This window comes from Streptomyces sp. So13.3 (assembly GCF_005860785.2).
In the GTDB taxonomy this organism is placed as follows: Bacteria; Actinomycetota; Actinomycetes; order Streptomycetales; family Streptomycetaceae; genus Actinacidiphila; species Actinacidiphila fildesensis.
This window is the reverse complement of record NZ_CP048835.1, coordinates 3,004,839-3,029,118: the sequence shown is the minus strand read 5'-3', so window position 1 is coordinate 3,029,118 and position 24,280 is coordinate 3,004,839. Positions and strand designations below refer to the sequence as shown.

The window sequence follows — 24,280 nt, the reverse complement described above, 5'->3', positions numbered from 1 at the left end:
CTGCCACGCGGGAGGGGCGGCCGCTCCGGCGCGTCCCGGTCGGCCGCCGGGCGTTGGCGGGGGTTGGCCGGGGTTGTCAGTGGGGCATGGGAGTATCGAGAACGTGGCAGCAAAGGCATCGAAGACGAGCGCAGCGACCGGCACGGCATCCACGGCGGGAGACCGGCCGCGGCTGCTCCTGCTCGACGGACACTCCCTGGCGTACCGGGCGTTCTACGCCCTGCCGGTGGAGAACTTCAACACCGCCACCGGCCAGCCGACGAACGCCGTGTACGGCTTCACGTCGATGCTGGCGAACACGTTGCGTGACGAGAAGCCGACGCATCTGGGCGTCGCCTTCGACGTCTCGCGCAAGACGTGGCGGTTCGACGAGTTCCCCGAGTACAAGGCGACCCGTTCGAAGACCCCCGACGAGTTCCGCAGCCAGGTGGAGCTGATCGGCGAGCTGCTGGACGCGATGGGCGTCAAGCGGTTCGCGGTGGAGAAGTACGAGGCGGACGACATCATCGCCACGCTGGCCACCCAGGCGGAGGCCGCGGGGTTCGACGTCCTCATCGTGACCGGTGACCGGGACGCGTTCCAGCTCGTCAGCGAGCACACGACGGTGCTGTACCCGACCAAGGGCGTCTCGGAGCTGACGCGGTTCACCCCGGCGAAGGTCGAGGAGAAGTACGGCCTGTCGCCGTCGCAGTACCCGGACTTCGCGGCGCTGCGCGGCGACCCGTCGGACAACCTGCCGGGGATCCCCGGGGTGGGGGAGAAGACCGCCACCAAGTGGATCACCCAGTTCGGGTCGTTCGCGGCGCTGATGGAGCGGGCCGACGAGGTCAAGGGCAAGGCGGGGGAGAACCTGCGCGCGCACCTGGACGCGGTCAAGCTCAACCGCCGGCTGACCGAGATGGTGCGCGACGTGGAGCTGCCGTGCGGCCCGGTGGAGCTGGAGCGCGCGGCGTACGACCGGGACGCGCTGCACATCGTGCTGGACACCCTGGAGTTCCGTAACCAGAACTTCCGGGACCGGCTGTTCGCGGTGGATCCGGGCGCGCGGGAGGAAGAGGCCCAGGTCGCCGAGGGCGTCGCCGTGGAGGGCGCGCAGCTCGCCGAGGGCGGCCTGCAGGAGTGGCTGGAGGGGCACGGCAGCGCGCCGCTCGGCATGGCCACCGTCGACACGTGGGCGCTGGGCGGCGGCACCGTCACCCAGGTCGCGCTGGCCGGGGCCGAGGGCCCCGCGGTGTGGTTCGACCCCGCGCAGCTGGGCGAGGCGGACGAGAAGGTGTTCGCGGCCTGGATCGCGGACGCCGCCCGCCCCAAGGTGCTGCACAACGCGAAGAACGTGATGCGGGTCTTCGCCGAGCACGGCTGGACGGTGGCCGGCGTCAGCATGGACACCGCCCTCGCGGCCTATCTGATCAAGCCCGGCCGCCGTTCCTTCGCCCTGGACGCGCTGTCGGTGGAGTACCTGGGCCGTGAGCTGGCACCGGCCGGCGCCGAGAGTGGGCAGCTGGCGTTCGGCGAGGAGCAGGAGGACTCCGCCGCGCTGGACGCCCTGATGGCGCAGGCGCGCACCGTCCTGGACCTCGGCACGGCGTTCACCGGCCGGCTGGAGCAGGACGGCGCGACGGGGCTGCTGCGGGACGTGGAGCTGCCGACGTCGGCGCTGCTCGCCCGGATGGAGCGGTCCGGGATCGCGGCCGACCGCGAGCACCTCGAGGGCCTGGAGCAGCGCTTCGCCGACGCCGTGCAGCAGGCGGTGGCCGAGGCGCACGCCGCGGTGGGCCACGAGTTCAACCTCGGCTCGCCCAAGCAGCTCCAGGAGGTGCTGTTCGGGGAGCTGGGCCTGCCGAAGACCAAGAAGACCAAGACCGGGTTCACCACGGACGCCGACGCCCTGGCGTGGCTGGCCGCGCAGACCGACCACGAGCTGCCGGTGATCATGCTGCGCCACCGGGAGCAGGCCAAGCTGCGGGTGACGGTCGAGGGCCTGATCAAGACGATCGCGCCCGACGGACGCATCCACACCACGTTCAGCCAGACCGTGGCCGCCACCGGCCGGCTGTCGTCCACCGACCCCAATCTGCAGAACGTGCCGGTCCGCACCGACGAGGGCCGGGAGATCCGGCGGGGCTTCGTCGTCGGCGAGGGCTTCGAGTCGCTGTTGACGGCGGACTACAGCCAGATCGAACTGCGGGTGATGGCCCACCTGTCGGAGGACGCGGGCCTGATCGACGCGTTCAACACCGGCGAGGACCTGCACACCACCGTCGGCTCGCACGTGTTCAGCGTCCCCAAGGACGCGGTGGACGCCGAGATGCGCCGCAAGATCAAGGCCATGTCGTACGGCCTGGCCTACGGGCTGTCCGCGTTCGGCCTGTCGCAGCAGCTGGGGATCTCCCCGGGTGAGGCGGGCGCGCTGATGGACACCTATTTCGAGCGGTTCGGCGGGGTGCGGGACTATCTGCAGCGCGTTGTGGAGGAGGCCCGCGGCACCGGCTACACCGAGACGCTGCTCGGCCGCCGCCGCTATCTGCCCGACCTCAACAGCGACAACCGGCAGCGCCGCGAGATGGCGGAGCGGATGGCGCTGAACGCGCCGATCCAGGGCTCGGCCGCCGACATCGTCAAGCTCGCGATGCTCCGGGTCGGCGAGGCGCTCACCGAGGAGAAGCTGGCCTCGCGGATGCTCCTGCAGGTGCACGACGAAATCGTGGTGGAGATCGCGCCCGGCGAGCGCAAGCGCGTCGAGGAGCTGGTGCGGCGCGAGATGGCCGGCGCCTACCCGCTGCGGGCCCCGCTCGATGTCTCGGTGGGCGTCGGCAAGGACTGGGAGTCCGCGGCCCACTGACGGCGCCGCCTGCGGCGCAGACGGGCGGCGGCCGCGTACAGCAGCGCGCCGCCCGCCAGCCCGGCCCCCGCGCCGAAGGCCGCCGTGGGCACGACGTCGCCGAGCGATGACGGGGCCCTGACGGCGTACTCCCGCAGACAGCGGACGACGGAGCCGGCCACCGCGCAGCCGGCCAGCAGTGTGACCACGCCGCCGCGCCCGCGGGGCGTCAGCCGCGGCAGCCGGGCGGGCGGCGGCTCCTTCGGGGCGGCGCGCAGCGCGCGGGCGGTGAACGCGGCCAGCACCAGCAGCGCCGTCGCCGAACTGCCGTACTGCAGCCACTGGTACAGCTGCTGCCCGTGCACCACGGTGTTCAGCACCGGCAGCATCCGCACCCCCCAGCGCCCGTAATGGGTGAAAGTGTCCCATCCGACGTGGGTGGTCGCGCCGATCGTCGCGGAGAGCCAGAACCAGCCCGCCGTGCGCGCCGACCACGGCCGCCGGTCCCCGCTGAACAGCGTCGCGGTGCGCCCCTGCCACCCCTCGGGCAGCAGCGCCAGCAGCGGATCGCGCAGGAACAGCCAGCCGCCCACCAGGCCCGCGGCGATCAGCGGATCGAGGGTCGGGACCGCCGCCGGCGAGTGCGTGACGTGACCGAACCGGAAGACACCGGACACCACCGACGCGGCGAAGTACGGGATGTCGGGGGCGAAGGAACCCGCGACGAGCGCCGCCGCGACCAGCGGCCCGCGGGCGGATCCGTCCCGGCGCAGCCCCGGCAGGACCGCTGCCGCGTGGCTCAGGGTGAACGGCATCAAACCCCCTCGTGAAGTGATCCTTTCCGACCAGTATGCGGAGTACCGCACGGTGGATGCGCGCCGGAAGTTCCCGTAGGGTCCGTGGGGTTGCGGCGCGGTAACGCGCTCAGCTCGCACGTGGGAGGGACCGCGGACATGGCAGCGCGATACGGACGGCGGATACGCGCGATGCGCAGGGGGGCGGCGGGCACGGCGGTCGCGGCCCTGGCGGTCGCGGCGCTCAGCGCCTCGCAGGCACCCGGTTTCGCCCAGGCGGAGCGGGCCCGCAATGCCGTCCCCAAGCCGCCGCCCGGCCCGCAGATCGACGGCGGGTCGCCGTTCTACAGCGCGCTGCCGCCCGAGGACGGCTCCAGCGGCCTGGCCGTCGGCGGCACTTCGGCCCCCACGCCCACCGGCGGCACCGGCACGGGCATCGACACCGGCGGCACGGGCCTGCCCGGCACGGTGCTGGACGCCTACCGCAGGGCGCAGCTGGCCATCGCCACCTCCGACCAGGGCTGCAAACTGCCCTGGGAACTGCTCGCCGCGATCGGGCAGGTCGAATCCGGTCAGGCCGGCGGCGGTGCCGTCGACGCGAAGGGCACCACGTACAAGCCGATCCTGGGACCGGTGCTGAACGGCGCCGGTTTCGCGAACATCTCGGACACCGACGGCGGCACCTACGACGGGGACACCGTCCACGACCGCGCGGTGGGACCGATGCAGTTCATCCCGTCGACCTGGGCCAGTTGGGGAGCCGACGGCAACGCGGACGGCGTGAAGGACCCGAACAACATCTACGACGCCGCCCTCGCCGCCGGCCACTACCTGTGCGCCGACAACCGCGACCTTTCGGTCTCCGCGGACATCGACCGCGCGATCCTCGGCTACAACCACTCGCAGGAGTACCTGCACACCGTCCGGGCCTGGTTCCAGCACTTCAAGGACCAGGGAGCCGTCGCGGTCCCGGACAGCGGCCGCACACCCGGCGCCGGCGTCGGCCCGAGGACCTCGCCGCCGGCCACCGGCGTGCCGAAGCCGGGCGCCAGCCCGTCCGCGACGGCCACCGGCACCGTCTCGCCGGCGCCGACCACCACCGGCCGGCCGACGCCGCCGACCACCGGCCCGGGGACGCCCACCGGAACGCCGACCGGCACCGCCTCGCCGTCGCCCACGCCGACGCCCACGGACAGCAGGAGCCCACCCTGGCTGCCCGACGCCGACGCCCACCCCGACGGGATCCGCCTCGCCGACGCCCACCCCCGACCGGCACGCCGACGCCGACGCCGACTCCCACGCCGACCGACGGCTCCTGCCCCACCCCCCACGCCCACCACGTCCCCGACGCCGTCACCGACCGCGACGGACGCCACGACCGCGGCCGCGAGTCCGAGCGCGTCCCCGTCGACCAGCCCGGCGGCCGTCGCCTACTGACGCACCCCGCCGACTGACGTACCCCGCACCCATCGAGCCCGGCCCCGCCCTCCACGGCGGGGCCGGGCTCGTTCGCGCGGTGGCCGCATTCGATCGGTAGAACCTGTTCTCATCTGATCCCCCGATTGCTACGGTGCCCCGGCCCAGCCGACGTCGTCGTCCACAAGGGAGGTCCGGCCATGCGTGCCCTGATCGCCGCAGCCATCGGACTCGCCGCCGCTCTCGCGCTCGTCCTCACCATGACCGCGGTCGGCGCACCCGCCGGAAAGACCTCGCCCAAGCCGCTGGTGACCACGGTCCCCAGCCACCCGTAGCCGGTCGTTCCCGGCCGGTCGTCGTCCACCGCCACACAGGACGTCCGTAGCTACAAAGGAGGGGAAGCGTCCCGATGCGCCGCAAGTCCAGCCTGGTGCTGCTCGCCTTCGCCGTCTTCTTCGCGGCCCTGTCGCCCCTGATGCGCTGGTACGCCTTCCCGCGGCTGGCCAAGGTTCCGGCCAACCAGTACCAGGTGGTGGTTCTGGAGGCCAAGAACGCCACCCTGCTCACCGACACGTCGCTGGTCCCCAAGGTCGTCCCCAAGCTCAGCGTCATCCAGACGCTGAAGGGCAACGTCGAGGAGTCCAAGAAGGTCAAGGCCGACACCGGCCGGGACGTCGTGGTCTGGGACTCGCTGTCCTACATCGTCGGCCCGGACGGCAAGATGGTCAGCCAGGTCCCCGAGCGCTACATCTTCGACGCGCACTCCCAGGACCCGGTGCACACCGCGAGCGAGAGCGTCGACGGCGACCCCGTGCACCGGGAGGGCATCGAGTTCAAGTTCCCGTTCCTCACCGAGAAGCGCGACTACTTCTACTACGACGCGCAGGCACGGACGACCGCGCCCATCCACTACAAGGCGACGCAGAACTTCCGCGGCCTCAAGGTCTACTACTTCGAGCAGATCGTGCCCTGGGTCAAGGTCCCGCTGCCCAAGACGATGCCGGGCGGCATCACCCCGGCGGCACTCGGCGGCTCGGTGGAGCGCTGGTACACCACCAAGCGGATGTTCTGGGTCGACCCCACCACCGGCGCCCCGGTCAACGGCGAGGAGGTCCACCAGGAGGAGCTGCGGTTCCCGCAGACACCCGACACCAAGCCGGTGACCGTCTTCGCCGGTGATGTGAAGATGCGCGAGGACTACATCGACTCCACCGTCGAACTGGTGAAGTCCCAGCGCCAGCTCATCCTGCTGCTGACCAGCTACCTTCCCTGGGGATTCCTGATCCTGGGCGTCGTCCTGCTCGCACTCTCCCTGTTCCTGGAGGCGCGCGGCCGCCGCCCGGCCGACCCCGCCCCCGACGACACGGTGCGCGACCCGGATCCCGACCCGCGTCCGATCGCCGTCTGAGCCCGCCGCCGCGCCGTCCTGGAGGGGTCAACGCCGCTGGTTCGTCCGGCGGGTGGGCGCGGCGGCGGCCGGATCCTCCGGCCACGGGTGCTTGGGGTAGCGGCCGCGCAACTCGGCACGGACCGAGCGGTAGCCGCCCCGCCAGAACGAGGCGAGGTCGGCGGTGACGGCGGCGGGCCGGCCGGCGGGGGACAGCAGATGGACGAGGAGCGGCACCCGGCCACCCGCGATCCGCGGTGTCTCCTGCCAGCCGAACAGCTCCTGGAGCTTGGCCGCGAGCACCGGCTGGTCCCCCTCGTAGTCCACCCGGATCCGTGAACCGCTGGGCACCTCGATCCGCTCCGGAGCGAGCTCGCCGAACCGGGCGGCGGCACCGGACGCCCAGGGCAGCAGCCGGTTGAGCGGGCCGCCGGCGTCGGTCCGTTCCAGATCGGCGCGCCGGCGGGCCGCGGACAGCTCAGGGCCGAGCCAGTCGTCCATCCCGTCCAGCAGCGCCTGCTCCGAGACGTCCGGCCACGGCTCGCCCAACTCCCGGTGCAGAAAAGCCAGCCGGCGGCGGGTGTCCTGCGCGTCGCGCGACCAGCGCAGCAGCCCCGTGCCCTCCCGCCGCAGCCCCTCGGCGACGGCGGCCCGCAGCAGCGCCCGGTCCGGCGACCGCAGCGGCCGCGCCGTGAGCTCCACGGCGCCCAGCCGTTCCACGCTGCGCGCCACCACGTCGCCGTCCGACCAGCGCACCTCCTCGCCCGATGCCAGCAGCGGGGCCGCCGCCGTACGGGCGGTGGCCTCGTCGATCACCGCGGCCAGCCGCACCCGCGCCGAGACCGCCGTCACCGGCCGGTCCGCGACCGCGACGGCCAGCCAGCCCGGCGTCCCGAGCCGGGAGCCGGTGCCCAGCTCCGCCGCCGTTCCCGACGCCATCAGATACGTACCGGCGCCGCGGGCCCTGGCCACCCGCTCGGGGAACGCGAGCGCGGCCACCAGCCCGGCCGCCGCGTCGTCACCAGCGGAGACGGCGGCCCCGGACCCGCGCGGCCCGTCCGGTCCGCCGGAGGTCCCGGCCTGCCGCAGCGACGACTCCAGCCGGCCGGCCTCGGCGCGCCAGCGGGCCGCGTAACCGTCGCCGCCGCGCCGGGCCTGCCGCCAGGCGGCGGCCAGGTCGTCGCCGTAGTCGCGCGGCGGCTCCTCGCTGAGCAGCGCCACGACCTCGGCCGCGCGCCGCGCACCGACCGCACGTGCCCCGTCGAGGAGCGCGCGGGCGAGCCGCGGGTGCACGCCCAGCCGGCTGAGCCGCTTGCCCCGGTCGGTGGCGCGGCCGTCGGCGGCCACCGCGCCGACCGCGAGGAGCACCTCGCGGGCCGCGCCCATCGCGCCGGCCGGCGGGGCGTCGAGCAGGGCGAGGCCGGCGGCGTCCGGGTCGCCCCAGCAGGCCGTCTGCAGAGCGAACGCGGCGAGGTCGGCGACGGAGATCTCCGGTGCCGGCCAGCGCGGATGCCCGGCGTTGTCCGCCTCCGACCAGCAGCGGTACACCGTGCCGGGACCCTCGCGCCCGGCGCGCCCGGCCCGCTGGCGGGCCGCCGCGTGCGAGACCCGCACCGTCGTCAGCGCGTCGAGGCCGCGTGCGTGGTCCACCCGCGGCTCACGCGCCAGCCCGCCGTCCACCACGATGCGCACCCCGGGGACGGTGAGGCTCGACTCGGCCACCGACGTGGCCAGCAGCACCCGGCGGCCGGTTCCCGGCGCGAGCGCCGCGTCCTGCACGGCGGCCGGCGCCCGCCCGTGCAGCTGCAGCACTTCCACGTCGAGCCCGCTCAGCATCCCGGCGACCCGCGCGATCTCCCCGACGCCCGGCAGGAAGCACAGCACGTCCCCCTCCTTCTCGCGCAGGGCCCGCCGTACCACCGCCGCCACGTGCTCCAGCAGCGCCGGATCGACCCGCATCCCGTGCGGCGGGCGCACCGGGCGGACCGGCGGGGCCCACTCCACGGCGACCGGATGCAGGATGCCCTGCGCCTCGACCACCGGGGCGGCACCGTCCTCGCCCCCGACCAGCGCGGCCCAGGCGGCGGTGTCCGTGGTGGCGGAGGCCGCGACCACCCGCAGCTCCGGGCGCAGGGCGGCCCGTACGTCCAGCAGGAAGGCCATCGAGGTGTCGGCGTCCAGATGCCGCTCATGGCATTCGTCCAGTACGACGGTGTCCACACCGGCCAGCTCCGGATCACGCTGCAGCCGCTGCAGCAGCACACCGGTCGTCACCACTTCGACGACCGTCTCCGCCGAGACCTTCCGCTCGCCGCGCACCGTGAAGCCGATCCGGGCGCCGACGCCCTCGCCGAGCAGCCACGCCATCCGGCGGGCGGCGGCCCGCGCCGCCATCCGGCGCGGCTCGGCCACCAGCACCCGGCGGGGGACCTCCCCGTACTGGGGGAGCAGCCCGGCCAGCGCGAGCGGTACGAGGGTGGTCTTCCCCGTTCCCGGCGGCGCGGCGAGTACGGCGCAGCCCCGTTCGTCGAGCGCCCGCAGCAGTGCGGGCACGACGGTCTGTACGGGCAGGTCGAGGGAACTGGCGCGGATCACCCGCCCAGTGTGCCCGTCGGTCCGGCGGCGGGCGCCGCCGTCAGTCCCGCACGCACACGAAGATCGCCGTCCCGGGCAGGATCCCGCCGCGCAGCGGCGACCAGCCGCCCCATTCCTGGGTGTTCCACTCCGGCCACTGCGGCTCGACGAGGTCGACCAGCCGGAAGCCGGCCGCGGCGATCTCCCGCACGCGGTCGCCGAGGGTCCGGTGGTGCTCGACGTACTCGGCGAGCCCGCGCCCGTCCTGCTCGACGTACGGGGTGCGGTCGAAGTAGGAGGAGACGGCGGTCAGCCCCTCGGGGCCCGGCTCGTCGGGGAAGGCCCAGCGGATCGGGTGGGTGACGGAGAAGACCCAGCGCCCGCCCGGCCGCAGCACGCGGTGCACCTCGCGCTGCACGCGTTCGGGGTCGGCGACGAAGGGGAGCGCGCCGTACGCCGAGCACGCCAGGTCGAACGACGCGGCCGCGAACGGCAGCGTCCCCGCGTCGGCCTGGACGAGCGGGAAGCCGCCGTCCGCCGACTCCTCGTCGATCCGGCGCGCGTGCTGCAGCTGCCGGTGGGAGAGGTCGAGGGCGACCGGGCGCGCGCCGCGCGCGGCCAGCCAGCGCGAACACTGCGCGGCGCCGGCGCCGATCTCGAGCACCGACAGGCCCGCGAGTTCCGCGGCGGGGCCGAGCAGTCCGGCGTCGGACTCGTCCAGTCCCTCCGGCCCCCAGACGAAGTTCCCGTCGCCGAGGAAGGCTCCGTGCTCGACCTGGTACTCGTCCGCGTTCCGGTCCCACCAGCCCCGGTTGGCCCGGCTGCTTTCCGTGACGCCTGCGGTACGCCGGGTGGCTACTGGTTCGGGTCCTTGGCTCATCGCGGTTGTCGTCGTACTCTCTGGTTGGACCTGTGACGGGGGGACTTGCGCCGGGTATGGGCCGTTCTGCCCCAGGTGGGCCCTTCGCGCATTGACCGTGTCCGGCTGCCCCCGTATGCTACAAGTTGCGCTGCGGGCCTGCGCACCTCAGACGTAGCAGGTTGCGCTCGCACTGGCTTGTATCCCCTCGGTCCTTGAGGCGACTCTCCGATTCATTTGGAAGGTCCGACTCAAGGCTGTCCGGCTTCGGCTGTGCGATAACGGGTCCTGGCGTAGCAGTACCTACAACTTCTGTCCGTACCGGAGTCCTTCCCCATATGACGAGCAGCACCGAGGCAACGCGCACCACCCCGCAGGTGGCGGTCAACGACATCGGCTCCGAGGAAGACTTCCTCGCAGCGATCGATGCGACGATCAAGTACTTCAACGACGGCGACATCGTCGAAGGCGTGATCGTAAAGGTCGACCGGGACGAGGTCCTGCTCGACATCGGTTACAAGACCGAGGGCGTCATCCCGTCCCGCGAGCTTTCGATCAAGCACGACGTCGACCCCAATGAGGTCGTCAAGGTCGGCGACGAGATCGAAGCCCTTGTTCTCCAGAAGGAGGACAAGGAAGGCCGCCTGATCCTCTCGAAGAAGCGCGCTCAGTACGAGCGTGCCTGGGGCACCATCGAGAAGATCAAGGAAGAAGACGGGATCGTCACCGGTACCGTCATCGAGGTCGTCAAGGGTGGTCTCATCCTCGACATCGGCCTCCGCGGCTTCCTGCCCGCCTCGCTCGTCGAGATGCGTCGCGTCCGCGACCTCCAGCCGTACGTGGGCAAGGAGCTCGAAGCCAAGATCATCGAGCTGGACAAGAACCGCAACAACGTGGTCCTGTCCCGCCGTGCCTGGCTCGAGCAGACCCAGAGCGAGGTCCGCCAGACCTTCCTCACGACCCTGCAGAAGGGCCAGGTCCGCTCCGGCGTCGTTTCCTCGATCGTCAACTTCGGTGCGTTCGTGGACCTCGGCGGCGTCGACGGTCTCGTGCACGTCTCCGAGCTGTCCTGGAAGCACATCGACCACCCCTCCGAGGTTGTCGAGGTCGGCCAGGAAGTCACCGTCGAGGTTCTCGACGTGGACATGGACCGCGAGCGTGTCTCCCTGTCGCTGAAGGCGACGCAGGAAGACCCGTGGCAGCAGTTCGCCCGGACGCACCAGATCGGCCAGGTCGTTCCCGGTAAGGTCACCAAGCTCGTTCCGTTCGGTGCGTTCGTGCGCGTCGACGAGGGCATCGAGGGCCTGGTCCACATCTCCGAGCTGGCCGAGCGCCACGTGGAGATCCCGGAGCAGGTCGTCCAGGTCAACGACGAGATCTTCGTCAAGGTCATCGACATCGACCTCGAGCGCCGCCGCATCAGCCTCTCGCTGAAGCAGGCCAACGAGGCCTTCGGTGCCGACCCGGCCACGGTCGAGTTCGACCCGACCCTCTACGGTATGGCTGCCTCGTACGACGACGCGGGCAACTACATCTACCCCGAGGGCTTCGACCCCGAGACCAACGACTGGCTCGAGGGCTTCGAGACCCAGCGCGAGGCGTGGGAAGGCCAGTACGCCACGGCCCAGACCCGCTTCGAGCAGCACCAGGCCCAGGTCATCAAGTCCCGCGAGGCCGACGAGAAGGCGGAGGCCGAGGGTGCTGCGGCTCCCGCCGGTGCCGCCAGCTCCGCCGGTCTCGGTGGCGGCGGTTCGTACTCCTCGGAGTCGGACGACAACTCCGGCGCCCTGGCGTCGGACGAGGCACTGGCCGCGCTCCGCGAGAAGCTGGCCGGCGGCCAGAGCTGACGCTCTGACCTGCAGGTAGCCGTACGGACGGAAGGCCCGTTCCCCGAGAGGGGAGCGGGCCTTCCGCGTTGTCAGGGGGTGAAGCGGGCCCGGATGCGGGAATGCTCCCAGCTCCTCGCACGTTTCCGAGGAGGAAGAACGAGGAGGAACGATCACAGTGCTGGATCCGCAGGGGCTGTACGAATTCGTGCCGGGCGGTGCCGAGGCCGTGGACGAGGCGGTCGGGGAGACCGGCCCCGTTCTGCTGTACCACCTGGAGGGGTACATCGACGCGGGTGACACCGGCGAGCAGATCTCGGAGCAGCTGCTGGACCGCCTCGACAACCAGTTGGTGGCCAGGTTCGACGCCGACCGGCTGGTCGACTACCGCGCGCGCCGGCCCCTGATGCTCTTCGAACGCGACCACTGGTCGGGGTACGAGGCACCGGAGATCGCCCTCTATCTGGTCCGTGACACCACGGAGACGCCCTTCCTGCTGCTGACCGGCTCCGAGCCGGACGTGGAGTGGGAGCGCTTCGCCGCGGCCGTGCTGCAGGTCGTCGAACGGCTCGGGGTGCGGCTGGCCATCAACTTCCACGGCATTCCGATGGGCGTTCCGCACACCCGCCCGGTCGGGCTGACCCCGCACGGCAACCGGGTGGACCTGATGCCAGGCCACCGCAGCTGGTTCGACGAGGCGACGGTGCCCGGCAGCGCCGAGTCCCTCATCGAGCTGCGGCTCGCGGAGGCCGGCCGTGACGTCCTGGGCGTCGCCGCCCACGTGCCGCACTATCTGTCGCGTTCCCCGTACCCGGACGCGGCGCTCGCCGTACTCGAGGCGATCACCGCCGCCACCGGCCTGGTGCTGCCCGAGGTGGCGCACGCACTGCGTGCCGAGGCGCACACGGTCCGCGGCGAGATCGACCGCCAGGTCGCCGAGGGCGACGGCGAGCTGGTCTCGGTCGTCCGCGGGCTGGAGAGCCAGTACGACGCGGTCGCCGGTTCGATGACCCGGGAGAACCTCATCGCCGAGCCGGTCGACCTGCCGTCGGCCGACGACCTCGGGGCCGAGTTCGAACGGTTCCTCGCGGACCGGGAGGACGACGGAAACTGACGACACGACCCAGGGCCTGTCCGTCCGGGCAGGCCCTAGGCTGTCGCCATGCTGAAGGTGGGCCTGACCGGCGGAATCGGCGCCGGCAAGAGCGAAGTGTCACGGCTGCTCGCGTCGTACGGGGCGGTCGTGGTGGACGCGGACAAGATCGCCCGGGAGGTCGTGGAGCCCGGATCGCCGGGGCTGGCCGCCGTGGTCGCCGAGTTCGGCACGGAGGTCCTCACTCCTGACGGTGCGCTCGACCGCCCCAGGCTGGGCTCGATCGTCTTCGCCGACCCCGCCAGGCTGCAGGCGTTGAACGCGATCGTGCATCCGCTCGTCGGACGCCGGTCGGCCGAGCTGGAGGGCGCCGTCGGCCCGGACGACATCGTGATCCATGACGTCCCGCTGCTCACCGAGAACGCCCTCGCCGAGCTCTACGACCTCGTCGTGGTGGTGGACGCGTCCCCCGCCACCCAACTCGACCGCCTGGTGCGGCTGCGCGGCATGGACGAGGGCGAGGCCCGGTCGCGGATGGCGGCCCAGGCCACCCGCGAGCAGCGGCTCGCCGTCGCCGATGTCGTGCTGGACAACGACGGCCCCCTGGAGGCGCTCGAACCCCAGGTCAAACGGGTCTGGCAGCAGCTGCGCGACCGCCTCGCGCCCTAGTGCGGCCCCGGGCGGGACCGCCCGGAATGTGATTGCCGGGGGCCGCGTTGGGTATGTCTGTGCCGACGATCAGTCGTCACCCGAGCCATGGAAGGGAGGCGGCCGTGCCCGAGCAGACCCCCGAGACCCACGTCATCGATTTCCGTGCCGCGGAGCAGTTGCTGGAAGCCCGCGACCCGCGCGGAGCGGTGAAGCTGCTGGACTCGGTCATCGCCGCCCACCCGGAGAACACCGCCGCGCGCCTGCTGCGGGCCCGGTCCTTCTTCGCCGCCGCCCAACTGCGCCCGGCCGAGCTCGAGTTCCAGATAGTGCTGGAACGGGAACCCGACAACGCGTTCGCGCACTTCGCGCTCGCCCGGACGCTGCAGCGTGCCAACCGTCCGGATGAAGCGCTGCGACACTTCCGGCTGGCCGCCGCTCTGGACCCGCGGCCGGACTATGTTGAGGCGGCTCGTTTCGACGCTCCCTGAACCGTTCCGGAGGGACCCCGCACATGGACAGCAGCAGGCGCTGGAGCCGGATCCGCAGAGCGGCGGCGGTGGCCGGATGTGTGGTGGCGCTGGGACTGGTGCCGTCGGGCGCCCTGGCGACACCGGGCAGCGGGGTGACGGCGACGGTCCTGGCCAAGGGCACCTCCGCCGAGGGGCTGAAGGTCAGGACCCAGGGGCGTACGGACGTCGTGGTGCGCACGGTCACCATCGCGCCGGGCGGTGAGACCGGCTGGCACTACCACCAGGGGCCGCTGATCGCCGTCGTCCAGTCGGGCACGCTGACCAGGACGCTGGCCGACTGCTCGGTGGTGCGCAGCAGCGCAGGCCAGTCGTTCATCGAGCCGGACGGCGCCCGCAAGGTGCACAACGGGCAGAACCTCGGCACGGTGCCGGTCGTCCTGTACGTCACGTACCTCCTGCCCGAGGGCGACGCGCTGTCGGTCGACGCCCCCGACCCGGGCTGCCACCACTACTGACCGGGTGACGGCGCCGCCGTCGCCCGGTGGCCCCGGCCGCCCCGTCAGAACAGGGGCGGCGGGAGCACGCCCTCCAGGGCCAGCAGCGTCCGCTTGATCTCCAGGCCGCCGCCGAAGCCGCCTATGCCCCCGTTGCTCTCCACGACGCGGTGGCACGGGACGACGAGCGGCAGCGGATTGGCTCCCATGGCGGTGCCGACGGCGCGGGCGGCGCCCGGCTCGCCGACGCGGTCGGCGAGGTCCTGGTAGCCGACGACCGAGCCGTACGGCACGCCGGTGGCGAGCTCCCGCTGGACGCGGCGGTTGAAGCCGGCGGTCAGCGACCAGTCCAGATCGAGGGTGAAGTCGCGCAGCTCCCCGTCGAAGTACGCCCGCAGCTGGCGGACGGCGGGGGCGAGCCGCCCCGACTCCCCGGACTCCTCGACCGGATCCGCGCCCAGCCGGCGCCCCAGCCGCTCCAGGAAGGTCTCCGTCACCTCGTCGTCGGCCCGGAAGACGACGCTGACCAGCCCCTGGTCGGTCGCGGCGAGCAGCAGCGGGCCGATCGGGGTGTCCAGCCGCGTCCAGGCCACCGTGGCGGTCCGGTCCGCCACCTCGTGCCGCTCGGTGTTCGTCATACCGCCAGCGTATGCCGGGCCACTGACAACGGGCCCGGGAGCAGATTCCTCGAGCCGGATCCGCCGGGCCGGTCCTTCGGCCGGACCGGCCGGCCGGGCCCGTCAGCCGGGGCCGCAGCGATCACTCGCCCGGGTGCCGCTCTTCGACAGCCTTGTCACAGCGGGTAGTTGAGCGGTTCCGGTGGGGGAGGGGGCCGTCATGACACGAAACGACTTCGCCCAGGCCCTGCGCATTCTCGCCCGTGACCAGCGGCAGGTGGTGACGGTCGGCCAGCTGTCCGGCATCGGGGTGTCGGAGGTGGCGCTGCGCAAGCGCTGCGGGCCGGGCGGCCCCTGGCAGCGGGTGCTGCCGAGGGTGGTGGTGCTGCGGCGGGGTGCGCTGTCCGCCTGGCAGCGCTGCCGGGCGGCCCTGGCCTACGCCGGGTACCCGGCGGCGCAGGCGCAGCTGACGGGGATCGCGGCGCTGGCCCTGCACGGGATGCGCGAGGTCCTGGTGCCCGCCGAGGTGCGGGTGGTCGACGTCCTGGTGCCGGCCGGGCGCGCGCTCAGGACGCACACCTGGGTGCGGGTCCACCACGCGCGCACCCTCCCCGGCCCCGAGCTGGTGGACGAGCTGCCCGTCGCGCCCCTGGTGCGCGCCGCGGGGGACGGCGTCCGGGCGTCGTGCGACCCGGACTGGGTGCGGGCCGTGCTCCGCGAGCTGGTGTGGGACCGCGGGGTCGATCCGGCGGAGCTGGCGGGCGAGCTGCGTACCGCGTCGCTGTCCCGCAAGCCCGGGATCGACGAGACGCTGCGGGAGCTGGCGCTTCCGGGGCGGGTCCGCCGCCCGCTGGGCGGCCAGCTGCGTTCGCTCGTCGCGCTCTCGGGGTCGCGGCCACCGCTGTGGCGGCCCGAACTCCGCCTGGACGGTGTGTTCTTGGCGTCTCCGGACGCCTACTGGGCGCGCGAGGGGGTGGCTCTGGTGATCGGACCGGCGGCCGGCCCCAACCCGTTGGACACCTGCGGCCTGCGGATCGTCCGGGTGCCTCCGGAGGCCCTGACGGCGAGTCCGGCGCAGGTCGTGGCGGCACTGCGGGCGGCGCTCGGCTCCGGGCCGCACGGACCGCTGGACCGCGTCACCGTGCACCCGGATCACGGGTCGGTAAAGGGAATCTGAAACTCGGTCAGATGTTCCCCTGGCCGTCCTATCGTGTGCCAACTCGATGCGCCGGAAGGGCCCGCCGTGGACGGCATGTACGGAACGGTCAACGGATTCACGTACGGCTGGATCACCCCCGTGGTGGCCTACGTCATGGCTTGCCTGGGAGCCGCTCTCGGACTGCGCTGCACGGTCCGGGCGCTCGTGATGGAGCGGTCCCGGCGGGCCGGCTGGCTCGCCCTGGGCGCGGTCTCCATCGGCTCGGGCATCTGGACGATGCACTTCATCGCCATGATGGGGTTCACCGTCGACCAGGTGGAGATCAACTACAACAAGTCGATCACCTTCCTGAGCCTCGGAGTGGCCATCGCGGTGGTCGGCGCCGGTGTCTTCCTGGTCGGGTTCTTCGGCCGCGGCGCACCGGTCCTGCTCGCCGCCGGCGCGGTCACCGGCGTCGGGGTGGCCGCCATGCACTACCTCGGCATGGCCGGGATGAAGCTGGACGCGGACCTCGCCTACAACACCGGAACGGTGTACCTGTCGATCGGCATCGCGGTGGCGGCGGCCACCGCGGCACTGTGGGCCGCGGTGTCGGTCAAGGGCTTCGCCGCGAGCATCGGGGCCAGCCTCATCATGGGCGTCGCGGTCACCGGCATGCATTACACGGGCATGGCCGCGCTCCGGGTGCATCTGCACGACTCGGGGATCGCCGGCGGCCTGGGCGGTGCCTCGCCCGCCGCGATCCTGGCGCCCGTCCTGATCGGCCCGGTGGTGTTCCTGTTCCTGGCCGGGGTGGTGGTGGCGCTGGACCCGCCCGGCGTCCAGCCGCCCCGCTACGAGCCGGTCCGTGAGCCCGCTCACGGCCGTCGCCCACGGTGATCCCCGCGGTTTGTCAGTGCTGGGCCGTACGGTGGTTCCATGCGGCCCGTATCAGACATCGAACGTACTGTGGCGCCCTTCGAGGTCGTCAGCCCCTTCCAGCCCAGTGGTGACCAGCCGGCCGCCATCGAGGAGCTGGAGCGGCGTATCCGCGCAGGTGAGAAGGATGTCGTCCTCCTCGGCGCGACCGGCACCGGAAAGTCGGCGACCACGGCGTGGATGATCGAACGGCTCCAGCGCCCGACGCTCGTCATGGCGCCCAACAAGACCCTCGCGGCGCAGCTCGCGAACGAGTTCCGCGAGCTGCTGCCGAACAACGCCGTCGAGTACTTCGTGTCGTACTACGACTACTACCAGCCCGAGGCGTACGTCCCCCAGACGGACACCTACATCGAGAAGGACTCCTCGATCAACGAGGAGGTCGAGCGGCTCCGCCACTCCACCACCAATTCCCTGCTGACCCGCCGCGACGTCGTCGTCGTCGCGTCGGTCTCCTGCATCTACGGCCTGGGCACCCCGCAGGAGTACGTCGACCGCATGGTGCGGCTCCGGGTCGGTGACACGATTGACCGCGACAAGCTGCTGCGCAAGTTCGTGGACATCCAGTACACCCGCAACGACCTGGCGTTCCAGCGGGGCACCTTCCGGGTCCGGGGCGACACCATCGAGATCTTCCCGGTCTACGAGGAGCTCGCCGTCCGCATCGAGATGTTCGGTGACGAGATCGAGGCGATGTCCACCCTCCACCCGCTCACCGGCGAGGTGATCAGCGACGACCGGGAGATGTACGTGTTCCCGGCGACCCACTACGTCGCGGGACCGGAACGTATGGAGCGCGCCGTCGCGGGGATCGAGAAGGAGCTGGAGACGACCCTCGCGACGATGGAGAAGCAGGGCAAGCTGCTGGAGGCCCAGCGGCTGCGCATGCGGACCACGTACGACATCGAGATGATGCGGCAGATCGGCAGCTGCTCCGGCATCGAGAACTATTCACGGCACATGGACGGCCGTGAGGCGGGCACCGCCCCGAACACGCTCATCGACTACTTCCCGGAGGACTTCCTCCTGGTCATCGACGAGTCGCATGTCACCGTGCCGCAGATCGGCGCCATGTACGAGGGTGACGCCTCCCGTAAGCGCACCCTGGTCGACCACGGCTTCCGGCTGCCGTCCGCGATGGACAACCGCCCGCTGAAGTGGGAGGAGTTCCTGGAGCGCATCGGCCAGACCGTCTACCTGTCGGCGACGCCCGGCAAGTACGAGCTGTCGCGCGGCGACGGCGCGGTCGAGCAGATCATCCGCCCGACCGGGCTGGTCGACCCGCAGGTCATCGTCAAGCCCACCGAGGGGCAGATCGACGACCTGGTGCACGAGATCCGGCTGCGCACCGAGCGGAACGAGCGGGTGCTGGTCACCACCCTCACCAAGAAGATGTCCGAGGACCTCACCGACTACATGCTGGAACTCGGCATCCAGGTGCGGTACTTGCACAGCGACATCGACACGCTGCGCCGGATGGAGCTGCTGAGCGAGCTGCGGGCCGGCGAGTACGACGTACTGATCGGCATCAACCTGCTCCGTGAGGGCCTCGACCTCCCCGAGGTGTCGCTGGTGGCGATCCTGGACGCGGACAAGCAGGGCTTCCTGCGCTCGGGCACCTCCCTGATCCAGACCATCGGCCGTGCGGCCCGTAACGTGTCCGGCGAGGTCCACATGTACGCCGACACGATCACCCCCGCGATGGCGCAGGCCATCGACGAGACCAACCGGCGCCGTGAGAAGCAGGTCGCCTACAACACCGAACACGGCATCGACCCGCAGCCGCTCCGCAAGAAGATCGCGGGCATTCTCGACTCGTTCGCCCGCGAGGACGCGGACACCGAGGAGCTGCTGGGCTCCGGCAGGCAGCGCTCGCGCGGCAAGGCCCCGGTGCCGGGACTGTCGTCCAAGGCGGGCGGCAAGCGGGTGGCCCAGAGCCTGCCCGCCGAGGAGTTGGCGGACCTGATCGCCGAGCTCACCGCGCAGATGCACGCCGCGGCGGCCGAGCTGAAGTTCGAGATCGCGGGCCGACTCCGCGACGAGCTGGGCGACTTGAAGAAGGAGCTGCGGCAGATGCGCGAGGCCGGTATCGCCTAGGGCGTGTTGCGAAAGTAGCGCCGTTCGCCCGGAGGGCGTGGCCCACGGCGTCTGGTGCGTGCGCTCGCAAGGCGGAGGGTCGTCCTCGTACTGGGGTACTTGGACGAGCCCGACAACGCAGCGAGGGCGCGTGCCAGGCGTCGTGGGCCAGGCGGGACTTTCGCAACACGCCCTAGGCCCGATCCGCCGGACAGACCCTGCCCTGGGGTGAACCGAGGTGCGCTGTCCCGGCGTCTTGTTAGGGTGCGGGGCAACCGCACACAGTCCGGTGACGGGTGAGAGGGGACAGCGCGTGACGGTCAACATGACCAAGGGCCAGCAGATCAGCCTTACCAAGTCCGACGGGGGGACGCTGACGGCCGTTCGGATGGGGCTCGGCTGGCAGGCCGCGCCCCGCCGCGGACTGTTCGGCAGCCGCACCCGGGAGATCGACCTCGACGCCTCGGCGGTGCTCTTCGCCGACAAGCAGCCGGTGGACGTGGTGTTCTTCCGGCACCTGGTCAGCGACGACGGTTCCGTCCGGCACACCGGCGACAACGTGGTCGGCGGCGCCGGCCAGGGTGGCGACGACGAGTCGATCCTGGTGGACCTGCAGCGGGTGCCGGTCCACATCGACCAGATCGTCTTCACGGTGAACTCGTTCACCGGGCAGACCTTCGCCGAGGTACAGAACGCGTTCTGCCGTCTCGTCGACGAGACCAACGGCCAGGAGCTGGCCCGCTACACCCTGACCGGCGGCGGGCAGTACACCGCGCAGATCATGGCGAAGGTGCAGCGCGCGGGCAGCGGCTGGTCGATGACCGCCATCGGTACGCCGGCCGCCGGCCGTACGTTCCAGGACCTGATGCCGTCGATCCTGCCGGCGCTCTGACTCCACAGGCGCACAGCACCACGGATCAACAGCACCACGAGAACACCAGCACCACACGCACGAAAGCTGCACACGCACGACGCGTACAACACCAATGGGGGGTGGCGGCATGGCCGCCGAGCTGGTCCGGGGACAGAATCATCCGCTCCCGGCCGGGCCCGAGGGCGCCGGCCGTCTGGAGATCCGGGTGACGGCGGGCACGCCGGTGGTGGCCGTGGCCACCCTTGGTGACGAGCACGGGCGGGTGAGCGGCACGGAGTGGATCGCCCACCCCGGGTCGCCGCACCTCCCCGGCCTCGAAGTGTCCCAGCAGGCCGCCGCCTCCCACCGGCTCGCGGTGGACCTGGGCGCCCTCTCCGAGGACGTCCACCGGGTCCATGTGCTGCTCGCACTCCCCACCGCGGCCGGTGTTCCGGCCTCCTTCGGCGTGGTGGCCGCTCCGCATGTCGCGGTCACCACGCTGGACGGGGCCGAGGTCGCGGGATTCACCATCACCGGGCTCGGCCCGGAGACCGCGGTCGTCGCCGTCGAGCTCTACCGCAGGCAGGGCGCGTGGAAGGTCCGCGCGGTCGGCCAGGGGTACGCGGGCGGCCTGGCGGCCATGCTCCTCGACCAGGGAGTTCCGGAGGCGGCCGGGCTCGCCGCGGGCATCCATGACGCGGTGGCGAAGGGGCTGGCCCGCTCGGTCGCCCCGCCGCCCCGGCCGCAGTCCGGATCCCCGGCGTCGTCGTCCGCGGCGGCGACCGCCGGCGGCCCGATCAGCTATCAGCACCCCCGGCGGCACACCGCCCCGCAGGCCCCGGACCTGCCGCCCGGCCGGCCGGCGGACGCCGCGCCCCCGCAGGGCGCCCCGCAGCCCGTCGCCGGTGACGCCAGCGGCTGGACGATGGAGGAGCGGCTCTACAACCAGGTCTGGGGCATGTTCGAGGACCTGGCCCGCACCGCCGCCGCCTACCGCAGCGCCGTCGACTTCGCCGAGTCCCGGCTGGACCAGGAACTGGACCGGCTGCTGGCCGACCCGCGCACCCGCGTCGGCCCGGCCGCCGACGCCGCCCGGGACCAGGCCCGCGCCAAACAGGCCGACCTCATGGACCAGGCCCGTGCCGTCCTCGACCGCGACCTGGCGCAGCTGCGCGCCGAGTCCGAGGTCGTCGAACCGGCGCTGCCGCCGCCGTACGCCGGCTGGGAGAGCCCGGTCTGGCACGGCTACACGGTGCCGATGGAGGTGCCGATGGCCGCCAGGCTCGGCAACCTGCATCTGCCCGAGACCCCCGAACTGCGGATCCCGCTGCTGGTCAGACTGCCGCTGGAGCGCGGTCTGTGGATCGACAGCTCCCAGGACCGGCGGCTGGCCATGGAGATCGCGGTCACCATCGCGGCCCGGCTGCTCGCCTCGTACCCGGTCGGGGACTTCTCGGTGCACGTCATCGACCCGGCCGGCACCGGCAGCGCCGCACTCACCCCGCTGACCGAGTCGGGCACCCTGCGGGTGCCGCCCGCCGCCGGTGCGGCCGGAGTGGCGGCGCTGATCGGCAGGATGACCGAGCGGGTGGACCTGGTGCAGATGGCGATGCGGGCCGGCGCCCCGGACTCGCTGCCGGTGGACCTGGACACCGCCGAGCAGCTGCTGATCGTCAACGACTTCCCGTACGGCTTCGACGACCGCACCGTCAACCAGCTGCGCTACCTCGCCGACGAGGGGCCCTCGGTCGGCGTGCACCTGCTGATGGTGGCCGACCGGGACGACGCACGGGCGTACGGCCCGGTCCTCGACCCGCTGTGGCGCTCCCTGATGCGGCTCACCCCGACCCCCGAGGACCACCTCGCGGACCCCTGGGTCGGCCACGCCTGGACCTATGAGCCGCTGCTCGTACCTCCGGGTAGTCATGTGGTGCCCCAGGTCCTCCGTCAGGTCGCGGCTGCTCGGCAGGCGTATGGCCGCTGACCTGGGATTTTGACCGTACCTTTGCCTTCTCTTGGGCATTCCGGTACCGTTCACTGTTCGTAGTGAACTACCGGAGGCGCAGTGGATGTTTCCTTGACCATGTGGGCACTGACCATCGCGGGTCTGTGTGCCTTGATCGCCGTCGACTTCCTCATCGGACGCAAGCCGCACGACGTCACCATCAAGGAAGCGGGCATCTGGACGGCCGTCTGGATCGTCCTCGCCGCCCTGTTCGGGCTCGGCCTGGCACTCTTCGCGGGCGGTCAGCCCGCGGGTGAGTTCTTCGCGGGGTTCATCACCGAGAAGTCGCTGAGCGTCGACAACCTCTTCGTCTTCGTCCTGATCATGTCGAAGTTCGCGGTGCCGACGAAGTACCAGCAGCGGGTGCTGCTCGTCGGCGTCCTGATAGCGCTGGTGCTGCGCGCGGTCTTCATCGCCGGCGGCGCCGCGATCATCGCCAACTTCTCCTGGGTCTTCTACATCTTCGGCGCGTTCCTGATCTGGACCGCCTGGAAGCTCATCAAGGAGGCGCTGGCCGATCCCGAGGAGGAGGAGTTCGAGGAGAACAAGCTCCTCAAGCTCGTCGAGAAGCGCGTCCCGTCGACCGACAAGTACCACGGCACGAAGCTGTTCATCGTCGAGAACGGCAAGCGCCTGATGACGCCGATGCTCGTCGTCATGCTGGCGATCGGCACCACGGACGTCCTGTTCGCGCTCGACTCCATCCCGGCGATCTTCGGCCTCACGCAGGACCCGTACATCGTCTTCACCGCCAACGCCTTCGCGCTGATGGGTCTGCGCCAGCTGTACTTCCTGATCGGCGGTCTGCTCAAGAAGCTGGTCCACCTCTCGTACGGCCTGTCGGTCATCCTCGGCTTCATCGGCGTGAAGCTCGTCCTGCACGCGATGCACGAGTCCGGGGTGAACGTCCCGGAGATCTCCATCCCCGTCTCGCTCGGCGTCATCGTGGCCGTGCTCGCGGTCACCACCGTCACCAGCCTGTTCGCCTCCAAGAAGCAGGCGGCGGCCGAGGCGGCCGAAGCGGCCGAGAAGAACAGCATCGACGCGTAACGCGTAACGCGCGACGGTCCGCGATCGGCCGTGATGGGCAGGGCCCGGCAGCGACATGCCGGGCCCTGCCCACGTCCGTCCACCCCGGCAGGTCTAGCGTTGGCCGCCGGGACCGGACGGATGCGAGGACGAGGACGACATGGCTGCTGCGCTCAGCACCACGGCGGCGGCTCTGCCGGAACTGACGGTGCCCACATTCCTGGGCGCCTGGCAGCTGGACGGTGTGGCGCTCGCCGCCGTGGTCCTGCTGGGCGGGCTCTACGTGGCGGGCGTACGGCGGCACCGTCGCGCCGGCGGCCGCTGGCCGATCGCGCGGACCACGGCGTTCCTCGTGCTCGGCCTGGGCGCGATCGTGGTCGCCACGATGTCCGGCCTGGCCGCCTACGGCCGGGTGCTGTTCTGGCCCGCCGCCGTGCAGAACATCGTGCTGGACCTGATCGCCCCCCTGGGCCTGGCCCTCGGCGACCCGCTGGCCCTGGTGACCCCGGACGGCCCGCTGCACGGCGTACTGACCGGCCGCGTGGTGCGCCTGCTGACGTACCCGCTGGTCAGCTCGGCGGCGGTGCTCGGCTCCGAGCTGACGATCTACTTCACGCCCTACTTCGAGACGGCGCTGCGCCATGACGCCGTCCTCCAACTGATGCATCTCCAACTGCTGCTGACCGGCTGCCTGTTCGTCCTGCCGATGCTCACCCACCAGGAACTGCTGCCCCGCTGGTGCACCCACCCGGTACGGGCCGCCCTGGTCTTCCTCGACGGCCTCTTCGACTCGCTCCCCGGCATCGTCGTCATGACCAGCGGCACCCTGGTCGCCGGCCACTGGTACGCGGCCCAGCCCCGCACCTGGGGCCCGACCCCCAAGCAGGACCAGCTGATCGGCGGCGGCCTGATGCTCACCCTCGCCGAACTGGTCGGACTGCCCTTCCTGATCGCGGTCTTCGCCCAGTGGTGGCGCACGGACCGCGCGAAAACCGCCGAACTGGACGCCCGCCTGGACCACGAACTCCTCCCGGCGGCCACGGCCTCAGGCGCGTCGGCGTCGGCCCACGAGCCCGCCGCCGCCGTCCCGGAAATGACCCGCCCGTGGTGGGAGACGGACTCGGGCGAGGTGGGCCAACGAATGAGGCGCCGCTCGTAGGGCCTGTCCGATCCGACGCGGCTCACTGCCGCGCGGATCGCGTCACCAAGATCCATGCCACGGCACCAGCTCGTGGCCA

General features: G+C 71.9%; 20 protein-coding genes. 16 read left to right on the top strand and 4 right to left on the bottom strand.

What is annotated here, in order from left to right:
• Positions 1-103 precede the first annotated feature (103 nt).
• Positions 104-2,842 carry a DNA polymerase I gene (polA, locus tag C8250_RS13750; RefSeq protein WP_138359382.1) on the top strand — a complete coding sequence of 913 codons (2,739 nt, stop codon included), beginning with the start codon at positions 104-106 and terminating at the stop codon, positions 2,840-2,842.
• Here polA and C8250_RS13745 read toward each other — a convergent pair.
• Positions 2,773-3,636: a DUF4184 family protein gene (locus C8250_RS13745; protein WP_138359383.1), complete on the bottom strand. Its 864-nt coding sequence runs from the start codon at positions 3,634-3,636 to the stop codon at positions 2,773-2,775. The genes polA and C8250_RS13745 overlap by 70 nt on opposite strands.
• 138 nt (positions 3,637-3,774) lie before the next feature.
• Here C8250_RS13745 and C8250_RS13740 point away from each other — a divergent pair, with 138 nt between their 5' ends.
• From C8250_RS13740 to C8250_RS13730, 3 genes are all read left to right on the top strand, one after another.
• Entirely contained in the window at positions 3,775-5,052 is a 1,278-nt protein-coding gene (locus C8250_RS13740; protein ID WP_187144830.1) for a lytic transglycosylase domain-containing protein, read from the top strand.
• A 179-nt stretch (positions 5,053-5,231) separates the two neighbouring features.
• Complete coding sequence (locus tag C8250_RS13735; protein WP_138356297.1) at positions 5,232-5,366, top strand: SPW_0924 family protein; 135 nt, start codon at positions 5,232-5,234, stop codon at positions 5,364-5,366.
• 74 nt (positions 5,367-5,440) lie between these two features.
• The gene (locus C8250_RS13730) at positions 5,441-6,439 is read left to right on the top strand and encodes a DUF3068 domain-containing protein (RefSeq protein WP_138356298.1); all 999 of its coding nucleotides are present in this window, start codon (positions 5,441-5,443) and stop codon (positions 6,437-6,439) included.
• A 27-nt stretch (positions 6,440-6,466) separates the two neighbouring features.
• Here the strand turns inward: C8250_RS13730 and hrpB are convergent, their stop codons facing one another.
• Both hrpB and C8250_RS13720 read right to left on the bottom strand, forming a co-directional pair.
• Positions 6,467-9,013 carry an ATP-dependent helicase HrpB gene (gene hrpB / locus C8250_RS13725; RefSeq protein WP_138356299.1) on the bottom strand — a complete coding sequence of 849 codons (2,547 nt, stop codon included), beginning with the start codon at positions 9,011-9,013 and terminating at the stop codon, positions 6,467-6,469.
• A 40-nt stretch (positions 9,014-9,053) separates the two neighbouring features.
• Positions 9,054-9,872 (bottom strand): class I SAM-dependent methyltransferase, encoded by an 819-nt coding sequence (locus C8250_RS13720; protein WP_138356300.1) that lies wholly within the window; start codon positions 9,870-9,872, stop codon positions 9,054-9,056.
• Between the two features lie 317 nt (positions 9,873-10,189).
• Between C8250_RS13720 and rpsA the strand changes: the two genes are divergently transcribed.
• The 5 genes from rpsA to C8250_RS13695 all read left to right on the top strand — a co-directional run bounded on the left by rpsA (position 10,190) and on the right by C8250_RS13695 (position 14,406).
• On the top strand, positions 10,190-11,698 hold the full coding sequence (rpsA, locus tag C8250_RS13715; protein WP_138356301.1) for a 30S ribosomal protein S1: 1,509 nt from the start codon (positions 10,190-10,192) through the stop codon (positions 11,696-11,698).
• Between the two features lie 157 nt (positions 11,699-11,855).
• Positions 11,856-12,791: a PAC2 family protein gene (locus C8250_RS13710; protein WP_138356302.1), complete on the top strand. Its 936-nt coding sequence runs from the start codon at positions 11,856-11,858 to the stop codon at positions 12,789-12,791.
• A 48-nt stretch (positions 12,792-12,839) separates the two neighbouring features.
• Positions 12,840-13,439: a dephospho-CoA kinase gene (coaE, locus tag C8250_RS13705; protein ID WP_138356303.1), complete on the top strand. Its 600-nt coding sequence runs from the start codon at positions 12,840-12,842 to the stop codon at positions 13,437-13,439.
• Positions 13,440-13,543: 104 nt separating this feature from the next.
• On the top strand, positions 13,544-13,909 hold the full coding sequence (locus C8250_RS13700) for a tetratricopeptide repeat protein (RefSeq protein WP_138356304.1): 366 nt from the start codon (positions 13,544-13,546) through the stop codon (positions 13,907-13,909).
• Positions 13,910-13,932: 23 nt separating this feature from the next.
• A complete protein-coding gene (locus C8250_RS13695; RefSeq protein WP_138356305.1) occupies positions 13,933-14,406 on the top strand; it encodes a cupin domain-containing protein in 474 nt (157 codons plus the stop codon).
• A gap of 44 nt (positions 14,407-14,450) precedes the next feature.
• Here the strand turns inward: C8250_RS13695 and C8250_RS13690 are convergent, their stop codons facing one another.
• Positions 14,451-15,023 carry a methylated-DNA--[protein]-cysteine S-methyltransferase gene (locus C8250_RS13690; RefSeq protein ID WP_138356306.1) on the bottom strand — a complete coding sequence of 191 codons (573 nt, stop codon included), beginning with the start codon at positions 15,021-15,023 and terminating at the stop codon, positions 14,451-14,453.
• 199 nt (positions 15,024-15,222) lie between these two features.
• Between C8250_RS13690 and C8250_RS13685 the strand changes: the two genes are divergently transcribed.
• From C8250_RS13685 to C8250_RS13655, 7 genes are all read left to right on the top strand, one after another.
• Positions 15,223-16,179: a hypothetical protein gene (locus tag C8250_RS13685; protein ID WP_138356307.1), complete on the top strand. Its 957-nt coding sequence runs from the start codon at positions 15,223-15,225 to the stop codon at positions 16,177-16,179.
• Positions 16,180-16,254: 75 nt separating this feature from the next.
• Positions 16,255-17,040: an MHYT domain-containing protein gene (locus tag C8250_RS13680; RefSeq protein ID WP_138356363.1), complete on the top strand. Its 786-nt coding sequence runs from the start codon at positions 16,255-16,257 to the stop codon at positions 17,038-17,040.
• 39 nt (positions 17,041-17,079) lie between these two features.
• Positions 17,080-19,176, top strand: coding sequence for an excinuclease ABC subunit UvrB (gene uvrB / locus C8250_RS13675; RefSeq protein ID WP_138356308.1), 2,097 nt, complete (start codon positions 17,080-17,082; stop codon positions 19,174-19,176).
• 292 nt (positions 19,177-19,468) lie between these two features.
• A complete protein-coding gene (locus C8250_RS13670) occupies positions 19,469-20,047 on the top strand; it encodes a TerD family protein (RefSeq protein WP_138356309.1) in 579 nt (192 codons plus the stop codon).
• A gap of 109 nt (positions 20,048-20,156) precedes the next feature.
• Positions 20,157-21,992, top strand: coding sequence for a TerD family protein (locus tag C8250_RS13665; RefSeq protein ID WP_138356310.1), 1,836 nt, complete (start codon positions 20,157-20,159; stop codon positions 21,990-21,992).
• An 81-nt stretch (positions 21,993-22,073) separates the two neighbouring features.
• Positions 22,074-23,063, top strand: a complete 990-nt coding sequence (locus C8250_RS13660) for a TerC family protein (RefSeq protein WP_138356311.1) — start codon at positions 22,074-22,076, stop codon at positions 23,061-23,063.
• Positions 23,064-23,202: 139 nt separating this feature from the next.
• Positions 23,203-24,201 carry a cytochrome c oxidase assembly protein gene (locus C8250_RS13655; protein WP_138356312.1) on the top strand — a complete coding sequence of 333 codons (999 nt, stop codon included), beginning with the start codon at positions 23,203-23,205 and terminating at the stop codon, positions 24,199-24,201.
• Positions 24,202-24,280: the final 79 nt, after the last annotated feature.

Bases quoted from the DNA above. Each gene is read 5' to 3' on its own strand.
- rpsA (WP_138356301.1), top strand. From the start codon at position 10,190: ATGACGAGCAGCACCGAGGCAACGCGCACCACCCCGCAGGTGGCGGTC.
- C8250_RS13690 (WP_138356306.1), bottom strand. From the start codon at position 15,023: ATGACGAACACCGAGCGGCACGAGGTGGCGGACCGGACCGCCACGGTG.
- C8250_RS13740 (WP_187144830.1), top strand. From the start codon at position 3,775: ATGGCAGCGCGATACGGACGGCGGATACGCGCGATGCGCAGGGGGGCG.
- C8250_RS13655 (WP_138356312.1), top strand. From the start codon at position 23,203: ATGGCTGCTGCGCTCAGCACCACGGCGGCGGCTCTGCCGGAACTGACG.
- C8250_RS13745 (WP_138359383.1), bottom strand. From the start codon at position 3,636: ATGCCGTTCACCCTGAGCCACGCGGCAGCGGTCCTGCCGGGGCTGCGC.
- coaE (WP_138356303.1), top strand. From the start codon at position 12,840: ATGCTGAAGGTGGGCCTGACCGGCGGAATCGGCGCCGGCAAGAGCGAA.
- C8250_RS13665 (WP_138356310.1), top strand. From the start codon at position 20,157: ATGGCCGCCGAGCTGGTCCGGGGACAGAATCATCCGCTCCCGGCCGGG.
- C8250_RS13720 (WP_138356300.1), bottom strand. From the start codon at position 9,872: ATGAGCCAAGGACCCGAACCAGTAGCCACCCGGCGTACCGCAGGCGTC.
- C8250_RS13695 (WP_138356305.1), top strand. From the start codon at position 13,933: ATGGACAGCAGCAGGCGCTGGAGCCGGATCCGCAGAGCGGCGGCGGTG.
- C8250_RS13685 (WP_138356307.1), top strand. From the start codon at position 15,223: ATGACACGAAACGACTTCGCCCAGGCCCTGCGCATTCTCGCCCGTGAC.
- C8250_RS13680 (WP_138356363.1), top strand. From the start codon at position 16,255: ATGTACGGAACGGTCAACGGATTCACGTACGGCTGGATCACCCCCGTG.
- uvrB (WP_138356308.1), top strand. From the start codon at position 17,080: ATGCGGCCCGTATCAGACATCGAACGTACTGTGGCGCCCTTCGAGGTC.
- C8250_RS13735 (WP_138356297.1), top strand. From the start codon at position 5,232: ATGCGTGCCCTGATCGCCGCAGCCATCGGACTCGCCGCCGCTCTCGCG.
- C8250_RS13730 (WP_138356298.1), top strand. From the start codon at position 5,441: ATGCGCCGCAAGTCCAGCCTGGTGCTGCTCGCCTTCGCCGTCTTCTTC.